This is a genomic window from Plantactinospora alkalitolerans (assembly GCF_015690345.1).
Taxonomy (GTDB): Bacteria; Actinomycetota; Actinomycetes; order Mycobacteriales; family Micromonosporaceae; genus Plantactinospora; species Plantactinospora alkalitolerans.
In genome coordinates, this window is the sequence record NZ_JADPUN010000151.1 from 17,229 (window position 1) to 34,139 (window position 16,911).

General features: G+C 71.9%; 12 protein-coding genes and 1 pseudogene. 4 read left to right on the plus strand and 9 right to left on the minus strand.

What is annotated here, in order from left to right; translation table 11 throughout:
• Nucleotides 1–64: 64 nt before the first annotated feature.
• Entirely contained in the window at nucleotides 65–1,117 is a 1,053-nt protein-coding gene (locus tag I0C86_RS15515) for a hypothetical protein (RefSeq protein ID WP_196201933.1), read from the plus strand.
• Nucleotides 1,118–1,156: 39 nt separating this feature from the next.
• Here I0C86_RS15515 and I0C86_RS15520 read toward each other — a convergent pair whose 3' ends face one another.
• Nucleotides 1,157–1,537: a MerR family transcriptional regulator gene (locus tag I0C86_RS15520; RefSeq protein ID WP_196201934.1), complete on the minus strand. Its 381-nt coding sequence runs from the start codon at nucleotides 1,535–1,537 to the stop codon at nucleotides 1,157–1,159.
• A gap of 77 nt (nucleotides 1,538–1,614) precedes the next feature.
• Between I0C86_RS15520 and I0C86_RS15525 the strand changes: the two genes are divergently transcribed.
• A complete protein-coding gene (locus I0C86_RS15525) occupies nucleotides 1,615–2,664 on the plus strand; it encodes an aldo/keto reductase (protein WP_196201935.1) in 1,050 nt (349 codons plus the stop codon).
• 34 nt (nucleotides 2,665–2,698) lie between these two features.
• Here I0C86_RS15525 and I0C86_RS15530 read toward each other — a convergent pair whose 3' ends face one another.
• The 6 genes from I0C86_RS15530 to I0C86_RS15555 form a co-directional block, all read right to left on the minus strand.
• Nucleotides 2,699–3,037, minus strand: coding sequence for a Uma2 family endonuclease (locus I0C86_RS15530; RefSeq protein WP_196201936.1), 339 nt, complete (start codon nucleotides 3,035–3,037; stop codon nucleotides 2,699–2,701).
• A gap of 72 nt (nucleotides 3,038–3,109) precedes the next feature.
• Nucleotides 3,110–4,273: an acyl-CoA dehydrogenase family protein gene (locus I0C86_RS15535; protein WP_196201937.1), complete on the minus strand. Its 1,164-nt coding sequence runs from the start codon at nucleotides 4,271–4,273 to the stop codon at nucleotides 3,110–3,112.
• Nucleotides 4,274–4,514: 241 nt separating this feature from the next.
• The gene (locus tag I0C86_RS15540; protein ID WP_196201938.1) at nucleotides 4,515–5,933 is read right to left on the minus strand and encodes a hypothetical protein; all 1,419 of its coding nucleotides are present in this window, start codon (nucleotides 5,931–5,933) and stop codon (nucleotides 4,515–4,517) included.
• Nucleotides 5,930–6,448 (minus strand): SigE family RNA polymerase sigma factor, encoded by a 519-nt coding sequence (locus tag I0C86_RS15545; protein WP_323373653.1) that lies wholly within the window; start codon nucleotides 6,446–6,448, stop codon nucleotides 5,930–5,932. Before I0C86_RS15545 ends, I0C86_RS15540 begins: the two co-directional genes overlap by 4 nt.
• A 142-nt stretch (nucleotides 6,449–6,590) precedes the next feature.
• Nucleotides 6,591–6,782, minus strand: coding sequence for a DUF397 domain-containing protein (locus I0C86_RS15550; RefSeq protein ID WP_196201940.1), 192 nt, complete (start codon nucleotides 6,780–6,782; stop codon nucleotides 6,591–6,593).
• Nucleotides 6,783–7,074: 292 nt separating this feature from the next.
• A complete protein-coding gene (locus I0C86_RS15555) occupies nucleotides 7,075–9,933 on the minus strand; it encodes a M14 family zinc carboxypeptidase (RefSeq protein WP_196201941.1) in 2,859 nt (952 codons plus the stop codon).
• Between the two features lie 446 nt (nucleotides 9,934–10,379).
• Between I0C86_RS15555 and I0C86_RS15560 the strand changes: the two genes are divergently transcribed.
• Nucleotides 10,380–11,807, plus strand: coding sequence for a UDP-glucose dehydrogenase family protein (locus I0C86_RS15560; RefSeq protein ID WP_196201942.1), 1,428 nt, complete (start codon nucleotides 10,380–10,382; stop codon nucleotides 11,805–11,807).
• A 16-nt stretch (nucleotides 11,808–11,823) separates the two neighbouring features.
• Here I0C86_RS15560 and I0C86_RS15565 read toward each other — a convergent pair whose 3' ends face one another.
• Both I0C86_RS15565 and I0C86_RS15570 read right to left on the minus strand, forming a co-directional pair.
• Nucleotides 11,824–13,767, minus strand: coding sequence for a hypothetical protein (locus I0C86_RS15565; protein WP_196201943.1), 1,944 nt, complete (start codon nucleotides 13,765–13,767; stop codon nucleotides 11,824–11,826).
• Nucleotides 13,764–14,528: an ABC transporter ATP-binding protein gene (locus tag I0C86_RS15570; protein WP_323373654.1), complete on the minus strand. Its 765-nt coding sequence runs from the start codon at nucleotides 14,526–14,528 to the stop codon at nucleotides 13,764–13,766. Before I0C86_RS15570 ends, I0C86_RS15565 begins: the two co-directional genes overlap by 4 nt.
• 288 nt (nucleotides 14,529–14,816) lie before the next feature.
• On the opposite strand from I0C86_RS15570, the pseudogene I0C86_RS15575 reads away from it, so the two are divergent.
• Nucleotides 14,817–16,911, plus strand: a pseudogene (locus tag I0C86_RS15575) (SCO7613 C-terminal domain-containing membrane protein); the annotation flags it as partial.

A 16,911-nucleotide genomic window follows, 5' to 3' on the forward strand; every position in this document is an offset into this window, starting at 1 on the left:
CGGGGAGGTGACCTTTGCCCTGTGCGGGTACGGTGCCGTGAAGTAACCGGCTGAGGAGGTTGGGATGCGGCACCTTGGATCGCTGGTTCTGGGGATCGTGGGCGCGCCGATACTCTGGGTGCTTACCGGTCTCGGGTGGGCCAAATTCAACTTCGGGCTGAACGAGGAATCCACCCCGGGAGCGCTCCTCGGATTCGTCATCCTGATCGTCGCCGCCGCCCTGCTCGCCGCACTGCTACTGCCCCGGTGGTCCCCACTCGGCCCGGCCGCCGCCGGCGGGCTGTTCATGATCATGGCGCTCTGGGCCTTGATCGACATCCGCTCGATCATCCGACTGATGCCGAACGACTTCCTCGGCACCGAGTTCGCCCTGACGGTCCCGGTCGGGGCGCTCTCCGTACTGATCGCGGTCCCGCTACTCGCCACCGTGGCGCTGCCGCACCGCTGGCGGGGCAACCGTCCGGCTGCGGCTCACCATCCCGGGGGCGCCGGACAGCCCGGCTACCCGCCCTTCGTACCACCCGGCCAGATGCCGCCGTCCGGCCAGGTTCCCCAGGGCGGCCAGTACCAGCCGGGTGGTCAGTACCAGCCGGGTGGTCAGTACCAGCCGGGTGGTCAGTACCAGCCGGGTGGTCAGTACCAGCCGGGTGGTCAGGTTCCCGCCGGTGGCCAGTTTCCGCCGGGTGGTCCGGCCGGGCACCCACCGAACTACGGCCCTGCCGCCGGACCCAACCACGGCCCCTCGGCGAGCCCGAGCTACGGGCCGGCGGGCTCGCCGAACTACGGCTCCCCGGTGCCGCCGAACTACGGCCCGACGGGAGCGCCGCACAACACCCCGCCCGGAACGCCGTACTACGGACCGCCCGGAACGCCGGGACAGCCGCGGACGCCCGGCCAGCAGGCGCCGGGCGCACCGATCTCGGGCCCACCGGTGCCCGGGCCGCCCACCTCCGCGCCGCCGATGCCGCCGACCTTCTCCCCACTGACGCCGCCGCCGGCTCCGGCCCGGCACGGTTCCTGGGGTACGGACGAGACCACCCAGTTCACCGGCGACCCGGACGACGACGGTACGGACGGCGCGACCCGGCGACTCGGCGACGACACCCGCCCGAGGTAGCCGGCGGCACCCGCCCGAGGTAGCGGACGACACCCGCCGTCAGGCGCCGAGAATGTCCTCGTACACCCCGACCTTGTAGTTGATCAAGTCGAGGGAGCGGGTGAGCTGGGCGATCTGGTTCGTCACCCGCTCACGGTGCTGGCGCATCAGGGTGAGCCGCTCCGCCTCGTTACCGGCGCCCGCCGTGACCAGTTCGGTGTACCGGCGGATCGCCGGCAGGGGCATGCCGGAGGCACGGAGGATCACGCAGACCGTCAGCCAGTCCACGTCGTGCTCGGTGTAGAGACGGCGGCCACCCCCGTCGCGGCGTACCGGGTGGGTCAGGATCCCCTCGCGCTCGTAGAACCGCAGCGTGTGCACGCTGAGACCGGTCCGCTCGGCGACCTGGCCGATGGTCAGCGCGGTGTCGGAGTCGGGCATGGCAGCAAGGGTACGAGCGAGCTTGACCTAGAGCCGACTCCAGGTCATACGGTGCCGTCGTCGAAAGGAAGACGATCATGCGCTATCGCGTACTCGGCGGCACCGGCATCGAAGTCAGCGTGCACTGCCTCGGCACCATGATGTTCGGCTCGGTCGGCAACTCCGACCACGACGACAGCATCCGGATCATCCATGCCGCCCTCGACCAGGGCATCAACTTCGTCGACACCGCCGACATGTACTCCGGCGGCGAGTCGGAGGAGATCGTCGGAAAGGCACTGCGGGAGCGGCGGGACGAGGTCGTACTCGCGACCAAGGTGCACTTCCAGATGGGCGAGGGCCGCAACCGGAGCGGCAACTCCCGGCGCTGGATCCTCCAGGCGGTGGAGGAGAGCCTGAAGCGGCTGGGGACCGACTGGATCGACCTCTACCAGGTACACCGGCCGGACCACACCACCGAGATCGAGGAGACCCTCTCGGTGCTGACCGACCTGGTCAGCCAGGGCAAGATCCGGGCCTTCGGCTGCTCGACCTTCCCGGCCGAGGAGATCGTCGAGGCACGGCACGTCGCCGAGCGCCGGTCCCTGGGACGGTTCCGGACCGAGCAGCCGCCGTACTCGATCCTGGCCCGGGGAATCGAGACGTCCGTGCTTCCGGTCTGCCAGCGGTACGGGATGGGTGTGCTCGTCTGGAGCCCGCTCGCGTCCGGCTTCCTCTCTGGCAAGATCCGCAAGGGTCGACCCGTCGATCTGGCGAACGGCCGGGCCGCGCTCAATCCGGCCCGGTTCGATCCCTCGCTTCCGGTGAACGTCACCAAGCTGGAGATCGTCGAACAGCTCGTCGAACTCGCCGACGGCATCGGCTGCACGCTTCCGGAGCTTGCGGTGGCCTTCACCGTCGCCCATCCCGCCGTCACGTCGGCGATCATCGGGCCCCGCACGATGGAACAGCTCGACGCGTCGCTCAAGGGCGCCGCGCTCGCCCTCGACGACGCCGTCCTGGACCGGATCGACGAGATCGTCCCGCCCGGGACGAACGTGTACCAGCCCGACGGCGCCTGGCGGCCTCCCGTACTGACCGATCCGGCCCGGCGGCGCCGCCCGGCACCGGACCGCGCCGCCGCCTGACCGCCGTATCGCCGGTGGGTCCGGATGGTGCCGGTCAGCGGGCGAGGTGGTGGTCCGCCGGCGCGGTGTGCAGTAGCCACGCCAGAGGCATCTTCGCCGCCACCTGGTAGGTCTTGTCGGTGCTGAGCACGTACAGGGTGACGGTCTGCGCTACGTCCCGCTCGACCATCCAGTATCGCGGGATCCCCGCACGCTCGTACTCGCGGCGCTTGACCACCTCGTCCATCGCTTCGGAGCCGGGTGACACGATCTCGACCGCGAGAAGCAGGTCGGTGAGCGTCAGCCAGACACTCCGGGGCTGGGGTCGAGACCACAGCGTCAGGTCGGGGATCCGGCCGCCGTCACCACCCGGGCCCGCCGAACGCCTCAGCACTCATGCGGCGATCCTATGCACCGGGCCAGCCGGGCAGCGGGCAACCAGCGGGCGTGGCCCCGGTGCCCCACCTCAGTCCTGGAGGAGTCGGCGGGCCATGACGATCCGCTGCACCTGATTCGTACCCTCGTAGATCTGGGTGATCTTGGCGTCCCGCATCATCCGCTCCACCGGGTAGTCCCGGGTGTAGCCGTACCCGCCGAGCAACTGCACCGCGTCGGTGGTGATCTCCATGGCGGCGTCGGAGGCGAAGCACTTGGCCGCCGCGCCGAAGAAGGTCAGGTCGGCGTCGCCGCGCTCGGACTTCGCCGCCGCCGCGTACGTCAACTGGCGGGCCGCCTCCAGCTTCATGCCCATGTCCGCGAGCATGAACTGGATCCCCTGGAACTCGGCGACCGCCTTGCCGAACTGCTTGCGCTCCTTGACGTACCCCTTGGCGTAGTCCAGTGCCCCCTGGGCGATCCCGACCGCCTGGGCCGCGATCGTGACCCGGGTGTGGTCCAGGGTCCGCATCGCGGTGCCGAAGCCGGTACCCGGATCCCCGATCATCCGGTCCGCCGGGATCCGTACGTCGTCGAGGTAGACCTCGCGGGTCGGCGAGCCCTTGATTCCGAGCTTCTTCTCCGGCGCACCGAAGCTGACCCCCGGATCCGACTTCTCCACGACGAAGGCGGAGATTCCCCGGGACCGGGCCGACGGATCGGTCACCGCGAAGACCGTGTAGTACTCCGACACTCCCGCGTTGGTGATCCAGCGCTTGACGCCGTTGAGCACGTAGGAGTCGCCGTCGCGTACCGCCCGGGTGGTCATCGAGGCGGCGTCGCTGCCCGCCTCCGGCTCGGAGAGGCAGTACGAGAACATGCCCTCGCCCCGGGCCACCTGCGGCAGGTAGCGCCGCTTCAACTCCTCGGAGGCGGCCAGCAACAGCGGCAGGGTGCCGAGCTTGTTCACGGCCGGGATCAGCGAGGACGCCGCACAGGCGCGGGCCACCTCCTCGATCACGATCGCGGTGGCGAGCGCGTCGGCACCGGCCCCGCCGTACTCGACCGGGATGTGCGGGGCGTGGAAGTCGGAGGCCCGCAGAGCCTCGTACGACGCCTTGGGGAACTCGCCGGTCTCGTCCGCCTCGGCCGCGTTCGGCGCGACCTTGGCGTCGCAGATCTCCCGGACTGCCTCGCGGACCGCCTCGTGTTCCTCCGGCAGCAGGTATGCGTCGAACGACGGTTCACTGGTCATCGCGGCCCTCCCCGTTCCTCGTGCCCCGGCGGTGTCCGCCTGGTGCCCTGACGATACCCGCCGGTAACGAGGGGAGGGTACCCGCCGGTAACCAAGCCCACGGAACCCCCGTCCGACTCCCCTGGCCCGCTCCCGCGACGGGAGTGCCGGTATTCGCGACGGGGAGTCTGGGTGGAGTTCCCACCCCACCCAGACTCCCCGTTGATCCGTCCGTCAGCGCGACGACGTCGTCGACTGATCGTCAGGGGACGACGCGGGTACCGGGAGTGTCGCCCGGCAACCCGGACGAGTCGTCCTCTCCCGGCGGTACCGGGGTACTCGCCAGCACCGAACCATCGGCGGAATACGCCGTGACGGTCGCGGACCGGCCCAGAGGCACTCTGGTGGTACCGGCCTTCGACGGGTCCAGTGGAACCGGAACGGGTGCCGCACCGCCGATCGTGACCGAGGCCGTGGCGGCACCGGCCGGAGCCACCACCATCACCTCGTCCGTCCGGGTTTCCGAGTCCTCGCCGCGCAGCCGCCATCCGATGGGACGCCGCTCGGCACCCTCGGCCGGCAGCAGCAGCCGCAGGTCCGTCCAACCGGACCCGTCGGTGCCGCGCCGCATCACGTACGCGAGAACCCCGCCGCCGGTGGGCTGGACGGTGAGCAGCGCGGCGGTCTGGCCCTGCACCGGACCCGACCAGAGCAGCCGTACGGCCACCCCGGTCGACGGGAGACAACTGTCCTCGAGCGCCGCCGAGATGAAGTCCGTCAGGACGGCCCGGTCCAGTTCCGGACCTCGGGCTCCCCGAACGGCGGCGTCGAGCACCGCGTCGGTCGACCTCCCCGGCAGGCCGAACGACGGCCCGTACGCACCGCCGGCCAAACGCTCCTGGTGGACGAGATCGCCGTTCCGGGTGACCCGGGCGAGAAGAACGGAGATGGACGGCGACGGCGGCAGGACCGCCACCGCGACGCCGGCCCCGTCCGCAACGGCCAACTGCCGGGGCTCGACTCTGCCGCTCGGCGAGTAGTGCGGCTCCCCGATGATCGTCACGGTCGAGTCGAGCGGTCCGATCGCGATCCCGAAGCCGCCGTCCTCCGGAGTGGCCCGCAGAAAGGCCAGGACGGAGGGGTCGGTGTCCTGCTCGCCGCCGCTGGCTCTCATCTGTCGGGCTGCGGCACCGGTCGCTCCCTCGTACCAGAGGAAATGCCACTGCGCGTCGGAGCCGAGCCGGAGTGGGGCATAGGCGAGCGCGAGCCGCAGTCCGGGCCGGTCGCTGGCGTACACGATCCGGATCTCCTTCCGGTCCGCCACCTCCCACCGGCCCCGGCCCCGCGGGTCGTCGAACCCGTCGACCTGGTCGCGGAACGCGGTCAGCCACGCCCGGTCACCGGCGAGCGAACCTCTGGTCGGTCCTTCGGCCAGCGCCGACGGGGCCGAGGCGGTCGCGACGGTGGACGGCCGACCCGGCAGCGGCACGACGCCGGCCTGGATCCCGACGGCGATGGCGACGACCCCGGCGGCGACGCCGAGAGTGCCAAGCCGCCGCGTCCGGCGGTGCCGTACCTCACGCCTGGCGAACCCCGGCCATGGATCTTCGAGTACGCCGACGCCGTCCGCCTCCCGCTGCAACGTGTCCCGGAGCGTCGATTCCACAAGGTCCTCGGTCATGCTGGTTCTCCCTGGAGGCGTACCGGTGAGGATGGAACGGTCGGATTGAGCTGGGCCCGCAGTCGGGCCAGGCCCCGCGACGCCTGGCTCTTCACCGAACCGACCGAGCAGCCGAGGATGCTGGCGGTGTCCGCCTCGCTGAGATCCTCGAAGTAGCGCAGCACAAGAATCGCCTGGGTCCGGCGCGGCAGTTGCCGGAGCGCCAGAACGAGTTGTTGCCGCTGCTCCACCCGGGCGTACGCGTCGGGTACCGGTTCGCTGTCCGACGCCAGCAGCGGGACCTCGAGCGGCCGGCGTCTCCGCCGCCAACTGATCGCGGTGTTGACCATCGCCCGGCGTACGTAGACCTCGGGTGCGTCCTTGCGCAGGATCCGACCCCAGTGCCGATGGGTCTTCTCCAACGCCGACTGGACGAGGTCCTCCGCTGTCCCCCGGTCGCCGGTCAGCAGATAGGCCGTCCTGGTCAACGGCCCCCACTGCTGTCGCACGAACAGTCGAAACTGTTCATCGTCCACGCGTGACCCCACGCCACCTCCAGGTCGTCCGCAACGCGTCTGTTGCTCGGATGCGAGGTAGACGCCACAGGTCCCTGGCGAGGTTGAGTGCGGACGGGGATCGGCGCCATCCGGAAGGCGCCGCTGGCGCCCGACGTACGCGTCAGGGGGCGACGATGTCCCGGACGAAGGCCCGCCAGGCGGGCTGGTCGAAGGTCAGCACCGGCCCCTGCCGGTCCTTGCTGTCCCGTACGCCGACCACGCCCGGCGCCAGCTCGTCGGCGATCTCGACGCAGTCTCCACCGTTGGAGTTGGAGCGCGACGACTTCCGCCATGCGGGGGTGCTAGCGGTCATATCCGTTCACCATCTTCGAAATCATGTCGTGGGTCAGATTCCGGGGCAGTGCCACCGAGCGTACTCCGTCCCAGACCCGCGTCAGCGCCGTGACGTGCTCGGGATCGGGCTGCTCAGGTATCTCGCCGGTCAACTACATCGGGCGCCGCACGATCTGCCCAACTCCGACCCCGCCCAACTCTCGACCCGCTTTCTCGGCTGGGTTCCTCGATCATGATGTCGAGGTGTTAAGAAGGGCCCCTTCTTATGCAGAAAGCGATAAGAAGGGGCCCTTCCTTACAGACTTACAGCGTTACGCGACGACGGACCGCAACAAAATCCCCGCCGTACGGAGTTCGCGGACCAGGTCGCGGAGGAACGGATGTTCGTCCGACGACAGGCCCTGTGGGTTGGGGATGGTGAGGTACGCCGAGCCGTCCGCCGTGGCGGTGCGGGCGTCGGCGGTGTGGCGGGTGACGATGGCGCGGGTGCGGTCGAGGTCGGTGGCCGCCACCTGGATGGTGATCGGGCGCCATTCGCCGCCGAGGTTCTCCGGTGCCGGCGTCGCGGCGGCGGAGGCCCGAGCCGGCGGTACGGCCGGAGCCGTCGCCCGTGCGCCAGGTGACGGCGAGGCCGCCGGGGTCGGGTGCGGTGCCAGGAGTGCGTTCGCGACCAGGTGCAGGCCGGACTCGTTGTACGCCCGGAACAGCGGGTTGAACGCGAACAGCACCGCCCGGCCGGCACCGGTCGGCTCGTCGACCAGCGCGACCGTGCCCTTGAGCGCGTCCGCGTGCACGGTGTACCCGTTGAGCCAGAACCGGTCGTCGGCCGGGTACGTCAACACGTTCGTCCCGGTGGTGGACGGGCGCAGGATCGAGTCGTTGTTGTTGAACTCGAAGTCCTCGGCCGGCCGGCCCAACCCGACCGGGCTGTCCCGGTCCACGTCGACCCGCAGATGCGAACCGATCACCGTGTAGTCGGCCGGCTTCGCCACCTCGGTCGTCGAGGTGAGCCCGGCGGCGCGGGCCATCCGGGTGCCCTGGTTGCGCAGCCCGAGGTAGGTGCCGCCGCCGGCCACCCAGGCCCGCAGGTTGGCCTGACCGGCGGCGGTGAGTCCACCGGTCGCGCTGCTGCCGTCCGGCACCAGCAGGACGCTCCGGCCGGTGAACGCCGACGTGTTGTCGTTGATGTCCGCCGTGGTCACCGGCTTCAGGTCGAGGCCCCACCGCTTGCCGAGCACGTACCGGGCCTCGCCGTGCGAACCGGAGGTGGTGGAGATGCCGGTGCCGGCGTACAGGCCGACGTCGGGCAGCGCCAGCGCGGTTCCGCCGGCCGGGGTCCGCCGAGGGGTCAGGGTCACCCCGAACGACCGGGCCAGCCGGTCCCGGGAACCGGTCAGGCTGGCCGCCGGCAGGGTGACGACGCCGCTGGCCTGGTCGCGCCGCAGCGGCACACCCGCGCGGAGGAGCGCGAAGGTGAGTTCGGCCGCCGCCGCCGAGTCGAGCGGGTACGCGTACGAGCCGTGCCTCGGCGCGCTGCCGTCCCGCCCGCCGTCGATGTCCCGGACCCGTTCCGCCCTCGGCGAGAGCCGGTCACCGGTGTAGACGGTTCGGACGCCCATCAGCAGCGGGTTGCTCCAGGACGAGACGTCGTAGAAGTACGGGAACGGCACGTACGGGTCCTCGCCCATGATCGCCTGGATCCAGTGCTTCTGCGGCTGGTCCATCGGGATCCAGTAGGCGCCCTCCGGCACCGTCAGGTTCCGGGCCGACCGGCCGCCGAAGACCCGCGCGTTCGGCACCTTTAAAGACCGGGTCAGCTCGTACACTTCGACGTCCATCCGGCGCAGCCGCTCGACGAGCTGCCGCACGTCGCCGAGTTGCCGGTCCGGCAGCAGGAAGTACGACCGGACGGTCAGGTCCGGGACCGGGAACTGGACCTCGTTCGTCGGCTGGACCACCTCGTTGGGCTGCAACGCGCCGGCCCGGCCCTCGGCGAGGGCGTCGGACCAGATGTCGTAGTAGCCGGACAGCACCTCGCGCTTGTTGGCCGAGGCCCAGCCGAGGGTGGCCCACTGGGTGTTGAACTGCTGCTGCACCCGGTCCTGGACCGCCGACGAGCTGCCCTTCTCGTACGTCATCCCGGCGGCACCGAAGCCGGTGGCCGGCACCGTGTCGCCGTAGCCCATGAAGAACATGTCGTAGGTGTCGTAGTTGAAGTAGCACTCGGTGGTGACCGTCTCGGTGCACGCCCCGTTGTAGCCGAAGCCGGCGCCGTTCGCCGCACCGATCCGGTTGATCCAGTCGACGACCTCGTCGGAGATCTCGTGGTGGATCGGGTCGGCGTTCGGCGGGAAGAAGTACTCCCGGCCGCCCATCTCGTGCGCGTCGACGTAGACCTGCGGCGGGTAGCGCCGGAGCAGCTCCAGCTTGGCGTCGGTCTCCGGCTGGGTGCGGGCGAACCAGTCCCGGTTCAGGTCGAAGCCGTACTCGTTCTGCCGCCGGGTGGCGTCCCGGCCGTCCGGGTTCTGGGTCGGCACGATGATCGTGACGAGGTTGTCGTTGCGGGCCCGTACGTCGCAGGAGAGGCCGGCGGCGAGTTCGTACAGCGTCTTGAGCGCGGCGTCGGCGCCGGACTTCTCGCCGCCGTGCACGTTGCCGGTGATCCAGACGATCGCCGGGCCCTTCGCGGCGGTCTCCGCCGCCTTCCGGTCGGACAACTTGCGGGGGTCACGCAGGTCGCGGATGTCCTCGGCGATCTTCGCCAGTTCACCGCGGCGCAGGTGCGTCGAGTCCGAGACGATCGCGTACGGCATCGACTGGCCGAACACGCTGTTGCCGAGGTTGCCGGTGATCACCCGGTCGGACGCGCCGTCCACGGCGGTGAGGTAGGAGCGGATCTCGTCATCGGTGACGACCCGTTCCTGGCCGACGCCGAGCGGAAAGCCCAGATGCGTCTCCGGGCTCGGTACGTCGGCCAGCCGGGCCGCCGGATTCTGACTGCAACCGTTCGGCCCGGACGGCCGGGCGGGATGGGCACCGGCCGCCGTGCCGGGCAGCAGGGGCAGCGGGGCGAGCAGCAGCGCCGCGATGGCGGCACCGCCGAGTCGCCGGGCCAGGACCGAGTTCGAGGGCTTCGGAGGGAAGTGCGGGAGGAACTTCGGAACTGTCATCTGAAGTTCTCGTTCCCTTCTCTTCAGAATCGGCATAAGGGTGGCTCGGAGCCTATGACCAGGCATTTCCGGCGGTCAAGATCTTGGAGGACGACGACACGGGACTGGCCACGAAGTATGCCTATCAGTAAGAATCGGGGGAATAGCCCCGACGTCCGTCCCTGCGGAGGGAGCACCGGTCGGGCGGCCCGGCCAGGCGGCGCTGCGGGCGGCCCGTAGGTGGTGGGGCGGGCTGTGAAGATGCCGACCGAAGGTGCGCGGGGAAGCGCCGTCCGCGTAGGCTCAGCGCTTGTCGTCCCTCGCGCGGGCGGCCGACTCGCCGACCGCGCGGCCGCGACAGCCAGGTGTACAAGGCCCACAATGTCCGACATCGGCGCTCTCCTCCGGCGCCGACCTCCCGACCGCGACGCAATGAAGCGCCGCCACTGCGAGCGGAGAACACAGGCGTGACGATCCCGTACCCCAGCACTCAGCCCATGCCGACGATAGCGGCGGTGACCCCACCGTCCGGGGCCGCCCGACCGCGACTGACCTTCCTCGGAACCGGCTACCTGGGCGCGACGTACGCGATCTGCTTCGCCGAACTCGGCTACGAGGTGATCGGGTTCGACGTCGACGCCGAGAAGATCGCCAAACTGGCCGGCGGCGAGGTGCCGTTCCACGAGCCGGGCCTGGACGAGCTGCTCAAGCGGAACCTGGCGGCCGGTCGGCTCCGGTTCAGCACCGACATCGCCGAGACCGCCGTCTTCGGCGACGTCCACTTCATCTGCGTCGGCACCCCGCAGCGGGCCGACGGCATGGGCGCCGACCTGTCGTACGTCGAGGCGGCGGTGACCGGACTGTCCCAGCACCTGATCCGCAAGGCCCTGATCGTCGGCAAGTCCACGGTGCCGGTCGGCACCGCGGAGTGGATCGAGCAACTCGTCGGCAAGCACGCCGCCGCCGACCTCGGGGTCGAGGTCGCCTGGAGTCCCGAATTCCTCCAGGAGGGCTTCGCCGTCGAGGACGTGCTGCGCCCGAACCGGATCGTGGTGGGCGTCAAGACCGAGTGGGCGAACGGGATGCTCTACGCCTCGCACAAGGGCGTCTTCGACCTCGCCGCCACCGAGGATCGCGAAGTTCCGCTGGTGGTGACCGATTTCGCCACCGCCGAACTGGTCAAGGTGGCCGCCAACGCGTTCCTCGCCACCAAGATCTCGTTCATCAACGCGATGGCCGAGGTCTGCGAGGTGGCCGGCGGCGACGTCACGCAGCTCGCCCGGGCGATCGGCTACGACCCCCGGATCGGTAACCGCTTCCTCCAGGCCGGTGTCGGCTTCGGCGGCGGCTGCCTGCCCAAGGACATCCGGGCCTTCCAGGCGCGGGCCCAGGAACTCGGTGCCGGCGAGGCGCTGCGCTTCCTGCACGAGGTGGACCTGATCAACCTGCGTCGCCGGAGCCGGGTGCTCCAGCTCGCCGCCGAGCTGCTCGGCCGCAGGTACGGTCCGGCCGGTCCCGACCTGTCCGGCACCCGGGTGGCGGTGCTCGGCGCCACCTTCAAGCCCAACTCCGACGACGTCCGGGACGCCCCGTCGCTCGCCGTGGCCGCCGCGCTGAGCAAGGCCGGCGCCGACGTGCACGTCTACGACCCGCAGGGCATGGACAACGCCCGCCGCGAGCGGCCCGAACTGTCGTACGAGGCCAGCATGGAGGACGCCGTACGCGGTGCCGACCTGGTGTGCGTACTGACCGAGTGGGCCGACTTCCGCAACGCCGATCCGGTCGCACTGGGCGAACTGGCCTCGGGGCGTCGGGTGGTCGACGGCCGCAACTGCCTCGACTCAGGACTGTGGACCCAGGCCGGCTGGGAGTACCGGGGCATGGGCCGCCCGTAGCCGTGCTGGGCGCAGCCTAATCCGTCGTCGCTGAGGCAGGTCGGGAGGTGCGGGGGGAACCGCCCGGCTGCGGCCGGCGACCCCACAGGACCAGGCCGGCGAGCAGCATCGCGCCGCCCAGAGCGACCATCCCCAACCCCACCGCGGTACGCGCGCCCCCCGCGAGGTGACTGGCCACGATCCATCCGCCGTCGATCCCGAAGGCCAGCACCATCACCCCCTGCGGGATCACCGGGATCCATCCCACCGTCAGCAAGCCCAGCGCCCACGCCGTCGCCCGGTTCTCCCGGTACCACTCCACGTCCCACTTCAGCGGGATCACCGTGTCCGGGGGGCGGCTCCGCTGGCCGGCCGCGGCGAGCACCTCGGTCCCGCGCTGGGCGAGGCGGTCGTCGGCCAGCCAGATCCCAGCCCACCAGGCCACGGCACCGCAGAGCAGCCCGACCGGCAGCATCAGCGGCGCCACCTCCGAAGGGCCCCAGATCAGCAGCGCGAGCACCGGCGCCCCGGCGAGCAGCCCACCCCCGGTGGCGACCAGCACGCTGACGATGTCGGTCGGGTTGTCGGCCGAGGTGGGATGCCGTGGGTCGGCTACCGGGCGCACCCGCAGCAGCGACACCCAGACCGGTACCGAGGCACCCGCGCCGAGCAGAGCCGGCAGGGTGGCGAGCGCTGCCAACGGGTCGACCTCGGGGGCGAGGACGATGCCGGCGACGGTGAGCAGCACCCCGATCGGGGTGACCAGGAGCAGCCACGCCAAGGCCCGCCCACGGACCTCGGCACGTTCGCCGCCCGGCGAGGTGAACGGCAGCCACAACGCGGTGCCGTCAAGTCCGACCAGCCCGGCCGACATCGCCGCCGCGCCGAGCACGGCGAACGGCCCGGCCCACGGCAGCAGCAGAGCCACGTCGGACATCAGCGGCAGGCCGGCGAGCAGCGCGCCGTACACCACCGCGAACGCCAGATACTGCAACCGCAGCGGGTGCCGCAGCCAGGCACGCAACTCACGCCCCGCGACCGCCCGCGTCTCGGCCGGCACCCGTCCCGACCAGCCGCGCCGCTCAGGCCCAGCTCCGGCCGTTGACGCCGCCGTGGTCCGGGGCGACCCGGCCGGCTCGCCGTCGACGCGGCGCGGAAGCCCGACCATGGTGATCCCGCGCGGCCGGAACGGCACCCCGGCGGCGATCATCCGGCGGACCAGCAGGACGTACGCGGCGGCGACGAGCACCACGACACCCGCCAGGCCCGCCATCATCTCCGCGCCCCGGTCGGCCGGCCCGGCCACGGCGGACAGCGGCCAGCCGCTCGGCACGTACGCCATCGCCCGGACCACCTCGTCCGGCGCCCCGACCAGCAGGACCGACACCCACGGGAAGACCGCCCAGAGCGACCCGGCGACACCCAACGCCGTACCGGTGAAGATGCCGGTGAGCAGCGCTCCCGCCGGCCCGCCGGCGTGGCCGACGACCTCCAGCGCGATCGCCGAGCCGATCAGCCCGAGCAGCCAGAGCAGCACCGCGCCGGCGGCGGTGACGAGGACCGCGACCGGACCGTACCGGGCGGCGTACACGGGCAGCGCGGCGAGCGCCACCAGGGAGACGACCGGGCCGATGCCGATCGCCGACGCGGCGAGCAGACCGATCGCGGCCGGGAAACCGCCGATCGACTCCAGCCGCAGGTGGGCCGGGCGGACCCGGCCACGACCGCCGCCGAGCAGCAGCGGCAACACGATCCAGCCGAGAACCCACGCCCCGGCCAGCAGGGCGAGAGTGTGCCGGTCGCCGTGCAGCGCGTACCGGATCAGCCAGCCGGCGGCAAGCAGACCGGCCAGGCCGGCCACCGTGGGTCCCGGATGCTCGCGCAGCGAGCGACGGAGCATCGCCGTGCGCATCCGGGCCGGCACCGCGATCTTGCCAAGGGCGCCGGCCAGCGGGCCGGGGGCGGACGGGACCGCGCTCATCGTGACCCGGTCAACCAGTTGAGTCCGGCGCTGCCGGAGGCGTCGGCGCCGACCAGTTCGACGAACCGGTCCTCGAGGCTGCCGCCGGAGGCGACCTCGGCGACCGCCCCGGCGGCGACCACCCGGCCCTGGTGGATCACGGTGACCTCGTCGCACATCTGCTCGACCAGCAGCATCGAGTGGGTGGACAGCACGCAGGTGCCGCCGCCGGCGACGAACCGGCGCAGCACCCGGCGGATGGTGGCCGCGGAGACCGGATCGACCGCCTCGAACGGCTCGTCGAGCACGAGCAGCCGGGGCGCGTGCAACAACGCCTGGGCCAGGCCGAGCTTCTTGCGGGTACCGGTGGAGCAGTCGGCGAGTGGGGTGCCGGCGCCCTTGGCCAGGCCGAGCACCTCGATCAGCTCGGCGGCCCGGTCGGCGGCCGTGACCCGGTTCAGCCCGCGCAGGCCGGCGCTGTAGCGCAGCAACTCGGCGCCGGTGAGACGTTCCGGGAAGTCGAGGCCGTCGGGCAGCACGCCGGTCAGCGCTCGGGTCACGCCGCGGTCGCGCAGCGCGTCGTGGCCGAGGATCCGGATCTCCCCGGCATCCGGGGTGACCAGTCCGACCGCCATCCCGATGGTGGTCGACTTGCCGGCGCCGTTGGGCCCGACGATGCCGTGGAACGTGCCGGCGCGGACGGTCAGTTCGATGTCGTTCACCGCACGATGCGCCCCGAAGGTCTTCACCAGGCCGCGGATCTCGAGTGCTGGGGGGATCACGCGCAGAGCATAGATGATCTCCACACGCCGACGCCGGGGACGGCAACGACGTCCACTTGAGAGAGGAAGCCCGTTCATGGCCGCGCTCGTCGCGGCGGTCCCGGCGCGACAATCATGAATTCGACGCCGACTTGCCGGCCGTGGACCCGAACAGGTCGACGGCCGGACTCTTAGGATCTCCTCAGTCGGGCTTCGCACGCGATCGGGGGCTGTTCAAGGCTTGCCCGACTTGGGCATGCTTCGGTGGAAGCCCGTAATGCGGCGTCAGCGCCGGCTGGAGGGGGTGCCGTGAGTACGTACCAGTGCTCCTCGTGTGGCCGGGAGATCGAGGCGGCGCCCCGATGCCCGTACTGCCGGGCCGAGCAGCCAGAACGGCCGGACGACCTGGCCCGGATCGAACGGTCGATCGCGGAGATGAAGATCCGCGAGGCGGCGATCGCCAAGGAACAGAAGACGATCGCCTCCCAGATGCAGGCGGCGCTGTTCCAGCGGGACATCCTCTCGCACGCGGCGGACCAGCGGCGCAAGCAGAACACCAAGCCGCGTCGGGTACTCCGCCGCAAGGCCAACCGCCGGAGTCCGGCGGCGGCCGGTCCGATGACCCCGACCCCGCCGACGGTCACGCCCAGTTCGCCGCCGCCCCGGGTACCCCGACAGCCGAAGGGCGGCCGGGCGGACCGGATGACCCCGCCGCCACCACCGCCGCCACCCGCGCCGGGCGAGGAGCCCACCTGGGACGAGGGGCCGGCGGGCCGGCCCGAGGCGTCGACCCGCGAGGTCCAGAACATTCTGCTCGGGCTCGGCGCACTGCTGCTCGGCATCGCGGCGGTGGTCTTCGCCGCCGTGGCCCTCAGTTCGCTGGACGACTTCAGCCGGGTCGCCATCCTGCTGCTGGCGACCGCGTTGATGCTGGCCGTGCCGCCCCGGATCGCCAAACGGGGCCTGATCGCCACCGCCGAGACCGTCGCGGCGGTCGGCCTGCTCCTGGTGCCCCTCGTCGGTTACGCACTCTGGACGGTCAACCGGTTCGGGGACAGCGGGCTGCCCGGGTCGCTCTTCGCGGGCCTGGTCTTCCTGCTCACCGCCGTCGTCGCGGCGGCGTACGCCGGGGCCACCGGCCTGAACGCCCCCCGGTACGCGGCGGTGCTCGCCGTCCAGCCGATCCTGCCGCTGCTGGCGTACTCATGGCTGCGCGGTCCGACCGGTTGGGCCGTGGTGCTGACGGCGGTGGCCGTCGGCAACCTCTATCTCAGCCGGCTGTTCACCGACGACGGTCGGTTGACCGGCTGGCCCGCCCGGTTCCGGTTCGGCCCCGCCGCGCGGGAGTTCGGGCCGGCCGGTGCCGAGGAGTTCCGGACCGCCGGCCCGGCGGCCCGGGTGCCGGGCGGCACCGACCGTGCTCCCCGGACCACCGGCCCAGCCGGTCCGGACGGCCCCGAACCGCTGGAGCAGGACGGCCTCGGACCGGACCGGCCGGAGACCTTTCCGGAGGAGGCGGACGCGGTCCTCCAGGTGGATCTGGAACAGGGCGGGCCCGGCAACCGGGTCCGGACCGTGCGCGCCCGCCCCGCGCCGACCCCCTGGGTACGGGAGCTGACCTGGACCCTGCACGCCCTGGCCTTCACCGCCGCCGTGGTCTGCGCGGTCGCCGCGCTGATGAACGCCGACACCGTGCCGGGTGCCGCCCGGGCCGGCACCGCCCTGCTGCTGGCCGCCGCCGTGGGTCTGGCCGGCGCGCTCGCCCTGCGCCAGCCGCCGTTCCCGGACATCGGCGCCGCCATCCTGACCCTGGCCGTGATCGGTGCCGCCGGCCGGGTCGCCGCCGTCGCCCTGCCGGGCCGGGCCCTGGTGGTGATCGCCGCCGTCATCGCGCTCACCGGACTCGGCGTACGGGCGGTGCCGGAGGCGGCCCGCCGAGGCCCGCAACTGGCGTCGGCGGCCGCCCTGGTCGTGATCGGCGTGGTGGTGGCCGGGAATGCACTGCGCGCCGCGATGGCACCGATCCGGGCCGCCCTTCCGGTCTGGGAGGCCGACCTCGCCGACTATCCCGGCACGCTCGCCGCCGGGGTGGGCGCCACCTCCTGGCAACTCGCCGTCACCGCCCTGCTGCTCACCATCGCCGCCGTCCTCGCCTCGCCGCCCGAGGTACGCCGCGAGTTCGCCGTCGTCGGTGCGGCCCTGACCGCGCTGGCGATGCCGGCCTCGCTCGGCCTGCCCTGGGCGGCGGCCCCGTGGCCAGCGGTGGTGGCCGCGATCGGCATCGGCCTGGTCGGCCTCTCCGCCGACACCCGGCGCGGCGCGCTGACCCATGCCGTGGCCGCGGCCGGGGTGGGGCTCGCCGGAGCCGCCGCCTCGGTGGTCCGCCCCGGACTGACCGCCGCCG